At 64.0% G+C, this 13,593-nt stretch carries 15 protein-coding genes; 4 read left to right on the plus strand and 11 right to left on the minus strand.

What is annotated here, in order from left to right; all coding sequences use genetic code 11:
* Window positions 1-46: 46 nt before the first annotated feature.
* Together CFE42_RS21340 and yddG are read right to left on the minus strand one after the other, a co-directional pair.
* Window positions 47-202: a DUF3309 family protein gene (locus tag CFE42_RS21340; protein ID WP_004634893.1), complete on the minus strand. Its 156-nt coding sequence runs from the start codon at window positions 200-202 to the stop codon at window positions 47-49.
* Window positions 203-375: 173 nt separating this feature from the next.
* The gene (yddG, locus tag CFE42_RS21345; RefSeq protein ID WP_004634896.1) at window positions 376-1,296 is read right to left on the minus strand and encodes an aromatic amino acid DMT transporter YddG; all 921 of its coding nucleotides are present in this window, start codon (window positions 1,294-1,296) and stop codon (window positions 376-378) included.
* Between the two features lie 179 nt (window positions 1,297-1,475).
* Here yddG and CFE42_RS21350 point away from each other — a divergent pair, with 179 nt between their 5' ends.
* Together CFE42_RS21350 and CFE42_RS21355 are read left to right on the plus strand one after the other, a co-directional pair.
* Window positions 1,476-2,354, plus strand: coding sequence for a DUF2520 domain-containing protein (locus CFE42_RS21350; protein WP_004634897.1), 879 nt, complete (start codon window positions 1,476-1,478; stop codon window positions 2,352-2,354).
* A gap of 94 nt (window positions 2,355-2,448) precedes the next feature.
* The gene (locus CFE42_RS21355; protein ID WP_004634900.1) at window positions 2,449-3,675 is read left to right on the plus strand and encodes a CynX/NimT family MFS transporter; all 1,227 of its coding nucleotides are present in this window, start codon (window positions 2,449-2,451) and stop codon (window positions 3,673-3,675) included.
* Between the two features lie 22 nt (window positions 3,676-3,697).
* On the opposite strand, the gene CFE42_RS21360 is transcribed toward CFE42_RS21355, so the two are convergent.
* The 5 genes from CFE42_RS21360 to CFE42_RS21380 all read right to left on the minus strand — a co-directional run bounded on the left by CFE42_RS21360 (window position 3,698) and on the right by CFE42_RS21380 (window position 8,035).
* Window positions 3,698-4,243 carry an NADPH-dependent FMN reductase gene (locus CFE42_RS21360; protein WP_004634902.1) on the minus strand — a complete coding sequence of 182 codons (546 nt, stop codon included), beginning with the start codon at window positions 4,241-4,243 and terminating at the stop codon, window positions 3,698-3,700.
* A 74-nt stretch (window positions 4,244-4,317) separates the two neighbouring features.
* Window positions 4,318-4,875 (minus strand): DNA-3-methyladenine glycosylase I, encoded by a 558-nt coding sequence (locus tag CFE42_RS21365; RefSeq protein WP_004634904.1) that lies wholly within the window; start codon window positions 4,873-4,875, stop codon window positions 4,318-4,320.
* 10 nt (window positions 4,876-4,885) lie between these two features.
* The gene (locus CFE42_RS21370) at window positions 4,886-5,857 is read right to left on the minus strand and encodes a magnesium and cobalt transport protein CorA (protein ID WP_004634906.1); all 972 of its coding nucleotides are present in this window, start codon (window positions 5,855-5,857) and stop codon (window positions 4,886-4,888) included.
* Window positions 5,858-5,886: 29 nt separating this feature from the next.
* Window positions 5,887-6,384, minus strand: coding sequence for a MarR family transcriptional regulator (locus CFE42_RS21375; protein ID WP_004634907.1), 498 nt, complete (start codon window positions 6,382-6,384; stop codon window positions 5,887-5,889).
* 58 nt (window positions 6,385-6,442) lie between these two features.
* A complete protein-coding gene (locus CFE42_RS21380; protein WP_004634910.1) occupies window positions 6,443-8,035 on the minus strand; it encodes an MFS transporter in 1,593 nt (530 codons plus the stop codon).
* 84 nt (window positions 8,036-8,119) lie between these two features.
* Here CFE42_RS21380 and CFE42_RS21385 point away from each other — a divergent pair, with 84 nt between their 5' ends.
* Together CFE42_RS21385 and CFE42_RS21390 are read left to right on the plus strand one after the other, a co-directional pair.
* Window positions 8,120-8,281 carry a hypothetical protein gene (locus CFE42_RS21385; RefSeq protein WP_238563842.1) on the plus strand — a complete coding sequence of 54 codons (162 nt, stop codon included), beginning with the start codon at window positions 8,120-8,122 and terminating at the stop codon, window positions 8,279-8,281.
* Between the two features lie 244 nt (window positions 8,282-8,525).
* The gene (locus CFE42_RS21390; RefSeq protein WP_193747946.1) at window positions 8,526-8,672 is read left to right on the plus strand and encodes a hypothetical protein; all 147 of its coding nucleotides are present in this window, start codon (window positions 8,526-8,528) and stop codon (window positions 8,670-8,672) included.
* A gap of 15 nt (window positions 8,673-8,687) precedes the next feature.
* On the opposite strand, the gene CFE42_RS21395 is transcribed toward CFE42_RS21390, so the two are convergent.
* The 4 genes from CFE42_RS21395 to CFE42_RS21410 form a co-directional block, all read right to left on the minus strand.
* Window positions 8,688-9,413, minus strand: coding sequence for an OmpW family outer membrane protein (locus CFE42_RS21395; protein WP_004634915.1), 726 nt, complete (start codon window positions 9,411-9,413; stop codon window positions 8,688-8,690).
* A 152-nt stretch (window positions 9,414-9,565) separates the two neighbouring features.
* Window positions 9,566-11,506 (minus strand): acyl-CoA synthetase, encoded by a 1,941-nt coding sequence (locus tag CFE42_RS21400; RefSeq protein ID WP_004634918.1) that lies wholly within the window; start codon window positions 11,504-11,506, stop codon window positions 9,566-9,568.
* Between the two features lie 5 nt (window positions 11,507-11,511).
* Window positions 11,512-12,465: a fumarylacetoacetate hydrolase family protein gene (locus tag CFE42_RS21405; RefSeq protein ID WP_004634919.1), complete on the minus strand. Its 954-nt coding sequence runs from the start codon at window positions 12,463-12,465 to the stop codon at window positions 11,512-11,514.
* Window positions 12,466-12,513: 48 nt separating this feature from the next.
* Entirely contained in the window at window positions 12,514-13,584 is a 1,071-nt protein-coding gene (locus CFE42_RS21410; protein ID WP_004634920.1) for a VOC family protein, read from the minus strand.
* Window positions 13,585-13,593: the final 9 nt, after the last annotated feature.

Consider the following 13,593-nt stretch of genomic DNA (forward strand, 5'->3'; position numbering starts at 1 on the left):
TCAGGCGATGCTCAGGACCCTGCGCACATCGGCGCCGGCCCGGGCGTCAGATATAGCCCAGCAGCACAAGAATGACCACGATCACCACGATCAGTCCGAGCCCACCCGTCGGCCCGTAGCCCCACCCCCGGCTGTACGGCCACGACGGCAGCGCGCCGATCAGCAGCAAGATGAGAACGATGATGAGAATGGTGCTCAACATGATGCCTCCTGTTTCTGCGTTGGTATGCCGCCGTTCCGTCGTGGCGCAGCGGCTTACCCGGCATCTAGCACGCCCCGTTCCCGTGCTGGCTCCATCTGCGGTTTTCTTGAATGCTTGGCAGTTAATTGCGGAATATCGGGGGCATTCAAGGCCCCCGTGTGGCCTTTCTTGCGTCAGGCGGAGGACTTGGACGAAGACAACGCCCTTGCGCGGCCACCGCGCGTAGCAAGCCAGCACAGGATCGACCCGGCAACCACCATCGATGCGCCCTTCCAGAACGCAAACGACAGCGGTGTATGCAACAGCGCCGCTGCGAGGGCCGCAGAAAATACGGGGATGAAATACGACGCGCCCGCCAGCACGGTGACGTTGCCGTGCAGGATGCCGACGTTCCACGCCGCGTAGCCAAACCCCATTGCGGACGCGGCCAGCGCAAGGTAGATCACCGCTGACACGTTGAAATGCAGTGCACCGCCGCCCGTGGCGAAGAACTTGATCCACAGGGCCAGCGCGGTCAGGATGAAAAACAGCGTTGCGCCGTTCTTGCCGTCGGCAATCCGGCTGGTGACCGTACAGTACGCCGCCCAGATCACCGCGCCTGCAAAGGCCAAGCCGTAACTGAGCGGGTTGTCCTTGACGTTCCCGGCCATGCCGGCGATATCCAGTCCCTGATCGCCGCCCAGCACGAAGCAGATCCCGAGGATGGACACGAGCACGCCCGGCACGATCAACGCATTCGCCCGCTGATTGTTGAAGGCGATGGCGGACAGCATCGTGAACGTCGGCCACAGGTAATTGACCATCCCGACTTCAATCGCCTGCCGCGCGCTGCTGGCATAGCCGATCGACAGCGAGAGGCACAGCTCGTAAGACACAAACAGCAGGCTGCCCCACAGCAGGTAGCGCCGCGGAAACGTCCTCAGATGATTGAAACCGACCGTGAATACCAACAGCACCGACGCGACGGTGTAGATCATGGCGGCGCCGCCCACAGCCCCCAGATGCTGGCTCACACCGCGGATCAACCCGACGATCGAACTCCACAGAAGCACCGCGATGAGTCCGATGAGTGTTGCCCTACTTTTGCTTTGCATACCACCTGCTTGCACTGACATGTCCGCCTGAGGAAAACCGCTTGCTCACACCCGGCCCAACGCTGCCGGTAAAGCCGTGCAGTTTACCGGCCGCAGTGGCAGAGCGCGTAATAGCCGCATCTCAGTCTACGGACGATGCTTCGCTATAAGATGCTGACGATAAAAATTCGAGGTTTGCTATGACGTCTTTTGCAATCGAAGCGCCCGTTTCCGTGGGCTGGATTGGCACGGGGCGGCTGGCGCGGGCATTGGCCACGCGGGCACACGATGCAGGCGTGCGCACCGTGGCGGTTGCAAACCGGTCGGCCGCGCCCGCCGCGTGGCTCGCACAAGCCACGGGAGCAAAGACCGTCGATGCACAAGGCGTGGCGGACGCCGCCGATTGGGTATTCGTGACCGTGCCGGATGACGCCATCCCGGGCGTCGTCGGCAACGTGCGCTGGCGACCGGGCCAGCTCGTACTCCACTGCAGCGGCGCCGGCGAACGCGACTTGCTCGATGCCGCCCGCCAAGCCGGCGCGGCGACCGCCAGCTTCCACCCGCTATTTCTGTTTGCCGGTTTGCCGGATGACGCTGAGCGTCTGGGCGGCGCCTCCATCGCCATTGACGCCGACGCCCCCCACGATGCGGCGCTGTCCAGCTTTGCATGGCGGCTCGGCTGCACGCCGCTGAAGGTGCGTGCCGGGCAACGCGCCCTGTATCACGCCGGCGCCAACTACGCGGCCAGCTTCCTGCTGTGCGCACTGCATGAAGCCGCCACTTTGTGGGAAGCCGCGGGCATCGACCGTGACGCCGCTGTCGCGGCCATGTGGCCGCTCGTGGATGGCACGCTGGCCGCAGCGCGCGCACGCGGTCTGGCTGGCGCACTGGCGGGCGCCGTTTCACGCGGAGACGGCGGCGTGATCGACAAACATCTGCAAGCGCTCGATGCGCTCGGCGCCGATCACGCTGCGCTGTACACCGCACTCACACGGCGTGCGCTGGCGTTGGCCGCCGAGCGCGGCGCACCCTCCGAAGATGTGCTGGCCGACCTGGCTGCGCGACTCAACCCTACGTAATTTCGGAGTCGGCATCCTCGGGGTTGGACGACGCGCATGCACCAATTCGGCACGCGCCCTACAATCGGCAGCTTGCCCACACGCCTGTTCTGCCATGTCCCACACACCGCACTCGCCGCCATCTCCTGCTGCACATGACGCCGCTGCACCCCGTTCATCCGGCGCCCTGATCCTGCTCGTGGTGGGGTTGGTGCTGGTGGGTGTGAATCTGCGACCAGCCTTGTCGAGCCTGTCGCCCGTGCTTAAACAGGTGACAGCGGGCACCGGGCTGTCTGGCGCCACGGCGGGCTTGTTGACGACCCTGCCGGTGCTGTGCCTCGGCCTGTTTGCGCCGGCTGCCGCGGTGCTGGCTCGCCGGTTTGGCGCAGAACGCGCCGTGGGCGGCTTGCTGATTGCGTTGGCGGCAGGCATTGCGTTGCGCAGTGCGGGTGGCGTTGCACCGCTCTTCATCGGCACGCTGGCGGCGGGCGCCTGCATTGGCGTAACGGGCATTCTGTTGCCGGGCATCGTCAAGCGTGATTTCGGCCGGCAGGCAGACCTGATGACCGGCGTCTACACCATGGCGCTGTGCTTTGGTGCGGCAGTGGCGGCCGGCGCAAGCGCGCCGCTTTCAGCATGGCTGGGCGGCTGGCAACCCGCGCTGGCATTCTGGGCCCTACCCGCTCTGCTGGCCTTTGTCGGCTGGTGGCCGCATATGCGGCATGCGCACGGTAAGGGCGCGGCCACGCGGCTGCAGCGTGTGTCGCTGTGGAACAAGCCGATTGCCTGGCAGGTGACGCTCCATATGGGGCTGCAATCGTCGCTGGCGTATTGCGTGTTCGGCTGGCTGCCTGTGATCTTGCAGGACCGCGGGCTATCCGCCGTGCAGTCCGGCGTGGTGGTGGCGGTGTCGATTCTCGTGCAGCTCATCACCGCGCTGGGCGGGCCGTTTGTAGCGCGGCTCGGGCGCGATCAACGCCCCGCCGTGGTCCTGATGATGCTGATGTGCTGGGCAGGCCTGATCGGCTGCCTGTACGCACCGCTGTCAACGCTGTGGTGGTGGGCGGTCTTGTTGGGACTCGGCCAAGGCGGCAATTTCAGCGTGGCGCTGTCGCTCATCGTGCTGCGCTCGGCCGATGCGCGCGTGGCGGCAAGCCTGTCGGCCATGACGCAGGGCATTGGCTACACCATGGCCGCTGCGGGGCCGTATCTCATGGGTGTGCTGCACGATCTGACGGGCAGCTGGGCCGTGATGGGCTGGCTGTTCAGCGCGATTGCGCTGGCCTCGCTCGTGGCCGGCTCACTCGCCGGGCGCAACCGTACGCTGCACGCCGGCGAATAATTCATCTACCGCAAGGCTTCATTCAAGCCTTGTGCTTCAGCGTCCAGTTGGCCAGCGCCTGCATCTGCTCGGTGATCAGGCCGGCGATGCGCTCGTCCGTCAGATCGCCATCGGCGGTGAAGCCGCCGGCAAACGCGTTGGCAAACACTTCCGGCTTGTTCAACGGATGCAGGTCCAGATACACGCACACCTGACGCAGGTGGTACTGCGCGCGCGACGTGCCCATGCCGCCGCCCGCGCCCAGGATCGCGACCGGCTTGCCTGCCAGCAACGCGTTGTTGGGCTCGCGCGAGGCCCAGTCCAGAATGTTCTTCAGCGCCGGCGCCAGCGAGTAGTTGTATTCGGGGCAGGCCAGCACCAGCGCATCGGCGCGCCCGATCTGTTCGAGCACGCGCACCACCGAGGCTGGCTTGTCCGTGATGTCGGCGTTGTAGAACGGAATATCCGTCAGGTCGGCCAGGTCCATTTCAACGCCAGCGGGCAGGCGGGTGGATGCCGCACGCAGCAGGCCCTGGTTGGTGGACTTGCGGCGCAGGCTACCGGCAATGCCAAGGAAATTCAGCGACATGAAGAACGACTCCGTCAGTGTTGGGACTGGCGAGAATAACGGACATTGGCCGGATCAAAAAGAGGCCTTACGCGCTACACCTTGCCGGCGCGAAAACACCCGGCTTCGTGGTCATCCACCATGCCGGTGGCCTGCATGAAGGCGTAGCAGATGGTCGGGCCGACAAACTTGAAACCGCGCTTGATGAGCGCCTTGCTCATCGCCTTGGACGCATCCGTTGCGGCGGGTGCGTCGCGGTAGCTGTCCCAACGGTTGACGATGGTCTTGCCATCGACGAACGCCCACAGGAATGCGTCGAGCGAACCCATTTCTTCCTGAAGTTCCAGCACCTTGCGCGCGTTAATGACCGCGCCTTCCACCTTGGCCCGATTGCGCACGATGCCCGGATCGGCCAGCAGCTTTTCGATGCGTGCCGGCGTAAAGCCCGCCACGCGTGCCGCATCAAACCCCTCGAATACTTCCTGATAGCGCGCCCGCTTGCGCAGGATGGTTTGCCATGACAGCCCGGCCTGCGCCCCTTCCAGGATCAGCATCTCGTAGAGGTGACGATCATCGTGCGAGGGCACGCCCCACTCGGTGTCGTGGTACGCGATCATCAGCGGGTCTTCCCCCGCCCAGCAGCAGCGCGCCATCTCTTGTCTCCTAGATCCAGCCCGATTTGCGCAGCTTGCGATACAGCCACACGCAAGCGGTGGCCGTGCACGCCAGCACGATGGGATACCCCGCCGGATGCTCCAGCTCCGGCATGCCCTTGAACTTCATGCCGTAGTTGCTGAACACCACGGTCGGAATTGCCAGAATAGCGCCCCACCCCGCCAGGCGCTTCACGATGTCGTTCTGCGTGACCGACACCAGCGCCACGTTTACGGAGATGGCCGTGGTCAACATTTCCCGAATCACATCGAGTGCGCCCACCGCGCGATGCGCATGGTCGGCAATATCCCGAAAATACGCGCGCAGTTCTTTGGGGACCACGTCTTCATGCAGGCGCACAAGCTGACCGGCGATGTCTTCCACGGGCAGCGCGGCGTTGCGCAAGCGCAGAAGCTGGCGCTTGAGCGTATAGAGCCGCTCGATGGTCGCGCGATCGAACGTGTCGCCAAAGATCTGGCTTTCGATCTGCTCGAACTCTTCCTGCAGGCGCTCCAGCACGGGCTGATAGTTGTCGACCACGAAGTCCATCACCGCGTACAGCGCAAACGGCGCGCCCTTGGCCAGCAATTGCGGCGTGCGCTCGCAACGCTCACGCACCGGCGAATACGACGTCGACGGCCCATGCCGCACCGAGACAAAAAAGTCCAGGCCGACAAACAGGTGCGTCTCGCCAAAGACGACGTTGCCATTTTCCATCTGCGCTGTGTTCAGCACGACGAATAGCACGTCGCCGTAGACCTCCAGCTTGGGCCGCTGGTGCGCGTTGCGCGCGTCTTCGATGGCGAGATCGTGCAGGCCGAATTCTTCCTGCACGCGGTCGAGCATGGCGTTGTCCGGTTCATGCAGACCGAGCCAGACAAAGGAGCCCGGCGTATGCAGCACGTCGCTGATGGCCTCAACGGAAAGGTCACGCTCGCGCTTGCCATTGCGGTACAGCGCGCTGTTGATCACCATGGACATGGTTGTCTCCGGAACGCATTCAGCGCGCATTAGCGGTCTGCGGGCTGATCTGCGGATTTGCTATCGGATGCGGTAGAGGCCGCGGTGGCCAGCGCCGGCACTTCAGCCAGGCGTGTTTCAATTTGCGCCAGCGCTTCGGACAACGCGTGGACGAGATCGTCCGGCAGCCCATCGAGCGTGGCATTGATGAAGGCGATGCGGCGCGGCATGCAGTCAAGCACGACGGCCAAGCCGGCGTCTGACAGCGACACGTTGGTCAGACGGTTGTCGCGCGCATCGGTTGCGCGTTCGATCCAGCCGAGCTGCTCCAGCACCTTGAGCTGGCGGGTGAGCGCGCCAGGGTCCATCTGCAGGCGCTCGGCGAGCTGTTTCTGAGCCATGCCGCCGCCGGTGTTGTCGTGCAGCGCCAGCAGGATGCGCCAGCGCGGCATCGGCTGGCCGACATGCGCCTCGAAGGCGGACATGAACGCACGATAGGTGCGGCCGAACTGGTGCATGACGGCGAAGCGTTCGCGTTCAGAGGTCATCGATCAGGGCTGAGATTGCTGGGAAACCGCGCATGCTAACCGCTCGGGCGTGTCTCGCCTATTCCGTATGTTGGACGGGCTCGACATGGTGCAGCACCACGGGCGGCACCCGGCGCACATGCCAGAGGCCCATCAGCGCCGCCACCGTCGCCACGATGAGGCCGATATGGATAGCACTCACCAGGACATGGCGCGCAGCTTCGAGCAGCGCCGCACCGTCGTGGCCGGCAGCATGCAACTGCGAGAGCAAGGCGGCTTGCGCGTCATGATCGATGAGAATTTCGGGATCGGCAAGCTGATGCAGCCACTGCGTCGCGCTGTCGGCGCTCAGTGCATTGGCAACGCCCGAGGCATAGCGCTCGCTCACCAGCGTGCCGACCAGCGCCGTGCCCACCATGCCGCCCACCATGCGCAGCGATTGCAGCAGCGCCGTGGCAATGCCCAGATGCGTACGGCCGGCCGTCTGCTGCGCAAACACGGTCAGATTGGGCAGCACGAAACCGAGGCCCAGGCCGGCCAGCAGCATCAGCAACGTCAGCACCGCATGCGGCATGTTGTTGGACGACACCGACATGCCCGCCACCGCCACCGTCAGCAGCGCAAAACCGGCATACAGCATGGCGTTGGGATTGGGAATGCGCGTGACGAGACGCCCGTTGATGATGCTGCCCAGCGTGATGCAAACCACCAGCGGCGTAATCACCAAGCCGGCTTCCTGCGGCGACATGCCAAACCCGCCCTGGAACAGCAACGGTGCGTAGAACAACACCGCAAACATCGAAAAACCCGACAGCAACGCCAGCATGAACAGCGCAGCCAGTGCGGGGTTGCGTAGCATGTCGAACGGCAGCAGCGGCTGCTCCGCACGCTGCTCCCACCACCACAGCGCCACAAACGCCGCAGCCGACAGCGCCAGCGAGCCGAACAGCGGCAGCGACAGGCCGTGCCGCGGCAGCCATTCGACAAACAACTGCAACGCGCCCAGCGCCACCGTGATCAGAACTGCACCCTGCCAGTCCAGCCGGATACGTCCGGTGTGCACGTTTTGACGCAGATGCGGCAGGAAGCGCCAGGCAAACCACAGCCCCAGCACGCCGAACGGGATGTTCACGTAGAACACCGACCGCCACCCGAACGCCTGCGTCATCCACCCGCCCAGCGTCGGGCCGATTGCGTTGGCGATACCGAAAGAGGCGCTCAGCATCACCTGCCAGCGCAAGCGCACACGCGCATCGGGAAAGAGATCGGGAATGCATGCGTATGCCGTGCCGACCAGCATGCCGCCGCCGACACCCTGCAGCGCCCGCGACCACACCAGGAACGTCATGCTGCCTGCCATGCCGCACATGACCGACGCCAGCGTGAAGACCACGATGGACGCAATCACGAACGGCTTGCGCCCGTAAAAGTCGCCCAGGCGGCCAAAGATCGGCACCGTCACCACGGAGGTCAGCAGATACGACGTCGCCACCCAGGCATACAGCTCAAAGCCTTTGAGTTCGGCCACCACCGTCGGCAAGGCGGTACCGACCACGGTCTGGTCGAACGCCACCAGAACGACGACAAAGCAAATGCCGATCATCGCCAAAAGCGATTCCTTGAACGGCAAGACCTGGGTATGGGAATGTGGGAGCGCGGTGTGGACGGCCATGACGGGGAGCGGCAATATAAATGCTGCATCAACGATTGATTCGTCAATTAATAGTGTAGCGAAATCCTGGAAGGCTTGCTGCGCGTGATGTGGAAAGACACGCTGCTGCGCGGCGAAGACCCCATAAAGCTCGGCAACCACTGGGCCGCCTTCCTCAAGGACGAGCTAGCAGTTGCTGACCAGGCAAAGACGCACCAGGCATCACTCCCGCCGGGTAAGAGCCGAGACCTCATCGCGGAATTTTGAACGGCTCACCTCGCCATGGGCGTGGGTGACCGCAAGGGCCACGATATGTTCGTGGCCGCTTCCTTCGACCCCACCGTAGGCAACAAGGTGGTCGCGGGCGTGGATCGCGAGCCTGCGCGTCTGCTAGACGAAGCAGCGCGGTAAATCGCCAGGGAGAGCGCTGCGGTCTCCGCGAAAACTGCCGACTGAGATTTCGTCGGCCTCCACCGAGCAGAGCACCGGCATCGAGCAGGTCGACATCGCAGTGGGCCAGATCGAAGAAGTCACGCAGCAGAACGCGGCGTTGGTGGAAGAGGCCTCTGCGGCGGCAAACGCGGTGGCCGAGCAGGCCGGTGCGCCGCGCCGCGCCGTCTCCATCTTCAAGTTGGACGACGGCGCGATTGGCGTCTGAGCAAGCACGCGGCCGCTAGAACCGGTACCCGACCGACAGAAAACTCGCCAACGGGTTGATCCGCACCTTGGTCGTCGTTGTTATGGTGCCCACTGGCGCCTGCGTCGTCAGCGTTGCCTTGGTGGATAGCCACATATACGACACCGATGCGCCGATCGACCAATGGGCGTCGAGGTTGTACGTCAAGCCGGCATTGACGATGGGGGCGAACGATTTGCTGAGCGATGCCGTAGTCGGGCCGACCAACATGGAGCCCGTGGTTGGCGAGGCGAGAATCTGCCCGGTTGCCAACGGCCGGCTCAACTCGATATCCCGATACCAGACATAGCCAAGCCCCACGCCGAGGTACGGCCTCACGCGCGCATTCGGTTCACCAAAGTGGTATTGCACTTGCGCAGCCGGGCTCCATGCCCGGGCGGTGCCCAACTCACCAACCGGTGCGAGTGATCCGGTTCCGCTCAGGTGCAGCTTGGGCGGGACGCCCAGCACCGTTTCCAGGGCCACATGATCCGTGACGAAATACCGTGTGGTGAGCGCGAAGGTATTGGCGTTGGCCAGCGTCGACCCGCTGCCGGGCACCTCGGCCGATTGCCCGAGTGCATGCACCGTCAGCGGTTGGCTGGAATCTTGAGGGGCGAGATGCATCCAGCCTGCATTGACGACCCACTGCCCTGCCGATTGCGCATGGGCGAGCGAGGTCGCCGCGAGCGACAAGAGCATTGCCGCGCGTGTGTGCTTCATGTTGTCTCCGATTTTTCTAATGTAGGTACTGCAACTGCAGGAATGCGCCACCATGCGGCGCGGGGCACTTCGCCTGCTCACGCGACGGTGCGCAGGCGAGGAATTCCTCCTTCAGCCGGATCAGCCAGGACGCTGCTTCACCGGCACTTCAATCAATTGACGGAAAAGGGAAATGGAAAGCGGCCAAGCACTTCACGCGCGACGGCAATCGATGCGCTGGCGTCGAGCCTGACCGACGCCACAAGCCCTCTGGATTTGTCTTCCGCCACTTCCAGAGCCTCAAAGGCGATACCCGCATCCTTGAGTGCTGCGGACAGGGCTTCACGCGTTTCACGGTGCCTGAGTGCGGGCTTGAAGATCTTGCCCACGGCGGTCAAAGGCATCGTTTCAATGATGTTGACCTGCCGGGGCAACGCCGCACGTTCGGCAATTTCCGCCTTCAGGAAGGCCAGCAGATCGGCTTCCGTGGCGGACGCACCGGCACGCAGTTGCACGTAGGCAACCGGCAGCTCGCCCGCATGCACATCCGGGCGCCCGACGGCGGCGGCAATCTGCACCGCAGGGTGGCGATGCAGCGGCGCTTCGATGGTGAGCGGATCGATGTTGTGACCGCCGCGGATAATCAGTTCCTTCTTGCGGCCCGTGAGCCAGAAGTAGCCCTGTTCATCCTGCCGCGCCAGGTCGCCGGTATTGAGCCACCGCCATCCATCGCCCGTATCGACCCAGAGCCCCTCGTTCTGCCCGGCCTGGCGGTAGCCCGAAAAGACGTTGGGGCCAGACACCACCAACACGCCCACCTCGTCTACAACGCAATCGCGCAGGTATGCACCGCCCTCGTCCAGCACGACGGTCTTCATCTGCTGCATGGGCACGCGCAGGCCGATGGAGCCAAGGCGGCGCTCGCCCATCGGCGGGTTGACGCTGCTCACGCAGGTTGCTTCCGTCAGCCCATAGCCTTCGAGAATCTTGATGCCCGTCTGCTCCTGGAAGCGGCGAAAGACTTCGACCGGCATGGGCGCGGCGCCGCAGAGGCCGTATTCGAGCGATCGCACATCCCGCTCCCCAACGGGCACCTGCAGCAGCGAAGCGTAGAGCGTCGGCACGCCGCTGAAGAAGTTCACGCGATGGTGCTCGACGATCTCCCAGAAGCGCTGGATCACGCCATCGCCGCGATAGCCCTGCGGCGTGCCAAGCACGACATGCGCGCCTCTGGAAAACGGCAGCAGCCCGGTCACCAGAACGCCATTGACGTGGAACAACGGCAAGCCGCAAAACACCACCTTGCCGGGGCCGATGCCCTCGCCCAGCACCTGCGCCGTGCTCCACGCGTTTGCGACTTCATTACCGTGGGTACGCATCGCAATCTTCGGCAAGCCGGTGGTGCCACCCGTACAGAAGTACGAAGACGCATCCTGTGCGGCAATGTGCCGCCGGCTGTTCAGGCCATCACCACGCTGCGCCTGGATGGCGCTGTTGAAATCGTGGATGCGCACCGACACCGGGACTGCGCCATGCACGCCTTGCGGACCGAGCAATCGCAGCGCCTCGTTCTTTTGTATCTGCACGGCACATTGCGCCGCGGCATGCACACGGTCGGCCAGGTTGACCAGCACCAGGTGCCGCAGGCTCTTGATGGCGGGCAAGTGCGGCTGCAGCTTGACCCAGGTATCGGTGCCGGGAAACGGCGCGAGTGTGACCAGCACTGACGCACCGGCAGCATTGAGCAGTTCGGCCAGCGCGGGCCCTTCGAGCAGCGGATTGAACGCCGCGACGATGCCGGCCGCCTGCCCGCCCCAGATCACGAAATGCGTTTCCGGCAGGTTGGGCAGCACAAACGCAATCACGCTGTCTTTCTTGACGCCGATGCTGTCGAAGAAATTTGCCGTCTGCGTGATGCGTTCAAGAAGCGCCGCGTAGCTCCACGTCTGCGGAGTGCGGTGGTCATTGACGCTCAGAAAGAAGCTCAATGCCGGCGCCTCCGGATTCACGCTGGCGCCGCGACGGATCATTTCGTATGTGCTCTGCGGAAGATCGGGCGGAAGACCCAGCCCTTCCACGGCTTCCACGTCTTGCAGGCTGGAAAAACCGGACATGGCGCTCACTCCTCGGCAACGATGTGATTGCGCTGCATGCCCAGATCGATCCGTCCGTCCGACGAGTGGATGCGTGCTTCCACCACGTCGCCCGGCTTCAGGTATTGAGGGCGCGCCGCCTGCACTTTCAGGAACATCTCCCACTTCGCCTTCTCAGGCAGCATCGCGGCCATCTTCTGCTTGGTTGGTGACGGCACGGACAGCGCGCAGCCTGCGGGTGTGCCGGTGGCCAGCAAATCGCCCGCTTCCAGGTCGTGCACGCGGGACAGCTCGGTCAGCGTCTCGGCCGGGCCGTAGACGAGGTTGGCTGTCGTGTCGTTCTGCCGCAGCGTGTCGTTGACGGTCAGCTTGAGCTGCAGGCTCCTGAGCGCAGAGATCTCGCGCGGTTCCAGCAGCGTGAGCCACGGGCCCACCGGCCCGAACGTACGGAACGACTTGCCCTTGTAGAACTGCATCTGGGGGATCTGGACGTCGCGCGCGGAATAGTCGTTCACGATCACGGCGCCCGCCACGTATTCGTGCAGGTTGTCGTCTGTCACGTCGACTGGCCCGTGAATTACCTGGCGCATCACCAGGCCAAGCTCGATCTCGTAATCGAGAAACTGCACGCGCTTCGGTTTGATCACGTCGCTGTCGGCCGCGACGATGCAACTCGATGCCTTGGTGAAGATCATGTTGTATGTCTTCACGTCGGGGTCCATGCCCGACTCGATCATGTGCTGGCGGTAGTTCGCGCCCTGGCAGATGAACTGCTGATTGCGCGTGACCGGAGACAGGAGCTTCACGGCAGACACCGCGATCGCTTCACCATCCAGCGCGGCAAGCTGGGCCGGGGTTGTATTGCGAACGAAGTCACCGGTCGTGGCATAGGTGCCAGGCACGGGCGTAATGCGTGTATCGCGGATCACGCCCCATTGGGTCTGATCCTGGTATTCAAAGCGAACGATATTGATGGACATGACAAAAGATGCGTTGGATGGGTGACGGCGGAGGGCGCTTGCGCTGCCTCAGGCAAAGATCCGGGCGAGCGTGACCAGCTTGCGCAGCGTCAGGTCGGGGCTGCGCCGCAGGTTACGGATGAGGGCCGCAATGGCCGCCGGTGTCAGCTTCGGCTTGGTGAAGCTGGCGGGCATCGACTGCCCCCACTGCGACATGGCCTCGCGGCTGACCGGGTGAATGCCGGTCGGCTGATCTGCGGTGAACAGGTCACCGTCGCAGTAGTGCTCGTGCTTCTCGCCCCACGGGTCTTGCCAGTAATCGAAAATCTGGCTTCCGAGAATGTGCCGCCCCAACCCCCAGGCGTGCTTCCACCCCTGCTCGCGCAGCATGCGATGCCCCATGCCGACGGCATCGGCATCGATCAGTTCGAAGGCGCTGTGGCTGTACTTCGACACAAAACCCTGAGCCAGCGCGAGCGTGTGGTGGTCGGCCGGCGTGTCGCCCAAATCGAGCCGCATGAATGCGACCGCAGGCGAGCCGTCCGGCAACACCTGCACGTCGCTCGGTATGAAACCGAAGTGCTGCGTGTACCAGGCGCAGGTGGCCTGAAAGTCGGCAAGCTCCAGAACGACATGCCCCAGGCGAATCACCTCGGGTGTACCCACGGGCGGCCGCTGCGTTTCGTTGATGCGCAAAGGGGCGTCCACCGAGTTGAGCGACAACGCTGAACGGTGCGGCAACTCGGTTGTCGGTGCCTGATCCGCAATGGCATCGACGCGGAAGCCGGACGGATCAACGAGTCGCACGCGATAGCCACCACCCGGCCAATCCAACGGCTCCACGGTCGAGGCTCCGGGCAGCTTTGACAGGGCATCCAGGGCTGCGCGTCCGGCGACCTGCAACCCGAAGCCGGCAAACGCGGCCTTTGGCGCCTTGCGCACGACATAGCAGAACGGCGCCGGGCCGGTGCCGCGCAAGAGCAATGTCGCCTCGCCGCGCTGCACCGTCACGAGACCAAAGTCATTGAGGAATCGCTCGGCGCGCTCGAGATCGGGCCGATCGAACATCAGGTAGGCGAGCGCCAACGCCTTGGTCGTCGGCTGCGGATGGCGTGCAGGCTGTGCTGTGGTGAGTTTCATGGCAAGACA

The organism is Ralstonia sp. PBBBR1 (assembly GCF_002256165.1).
GTDB classification, from domain to species: domain Bacteria; phylum Pseudomonadota; class Gammaproteobacteria; order Burkholderiales; family Burkholderiaceae; genus Ralstonia; species Ralstonia thomasii.

Bases quoted from the DNA above. Each gene is read 5' to 3' on its own strand.
- CFE42_RS21340 (WP_004634893.1), bottom strand. From the start codon at position 202: ATGTTGAGCACCATTCTCATCATCGTTCTCATCTTGCTGCTGATCGGC.
- yddG (WP_004634896.1), bottom strand. From the start codon at position 1,296: ATGCAAAGCAAAAGTAGGGCAACACTCATCGGACTCATCGCGGTGCTT.
- CFE42_RS21350 (WP_004634897.1), top strand. From the start codon at position 1,476: ATGACGTCTTTTGCAATCGAAGCGCCCGTTTCCGTGGGCTGGATTGGC.
- CFE42_RS21355 (WP_004634900.1), top strand. From the start codon at position 2,449: ATGTCCCACACACCGCACTCGCCGCCATCTCCTGCTGCACATGACGCC.
- CFE42_RS21360 (WP_004634902.1), bottom strand. From the start codon at position 4,243: ATGTCGCTGAATTTCCTTGGCATTGCCGGTAGCCTGCGCCGCAAGTCC.
- CFE42_RS21365 (WP_004634904.1), bottom strand. From the start codon at position 4,875: ATGGCGCGCTGCTGCTGGGCGGGGGAAGACCCGCTGATGATCGCGTAC.
- CFE42_RS21370 (WP_004634906.1), bottom strand. From the start codon at position 5,857: ATGTCCATGGTGATCAACAGCGCGCTGTACCGCAATGGCAAGCGCGAG.
- CFE42_RS21375 (WP_004634907.1), bottom strand. From the start codon at position 6,384: ATGACCTCTGAACGCGAACGCTTCGCCGTCATGCACCAGTTCGGCCGC.
- CFE42_RS21380 (WP_004634910.1), bottom strand. From the start codon at position 8,035: ATGGCCGTCCACACCGCGCTCCCACATTCCCATACCCAGGTCTTGCCG.
- CFE42_RS21395 (WP_004634915.1), bottom strand. From the start codon at position 9,413: ATGAAGCACACACGCGCGGCAATGCTCTTGTCGCTCGCGGCGACCTCG.
- CFE42_RS21400 (WP_004634918.1), bottom strand. From the start codon at position 11,506: ATGTCCGGTTTTTCCAGCCTGCAAGACGTGGAAGCCGTGGAAGGGCTG.
- CFE42_RS21405 (WP_004634919.1), bottom strand. From the start codon at position 12,465: ATGTCCATCAATATCGTTCGCTTTGAATACCAGGATCAGACCCAATGG.
- CFE42_RS21410 (WP_004634920.1), bottom strand. From the start codon at position 13,584: ATGAAACTCACCACAGCACAGCCTGCACGCCATCCGCAGCCGACGACC.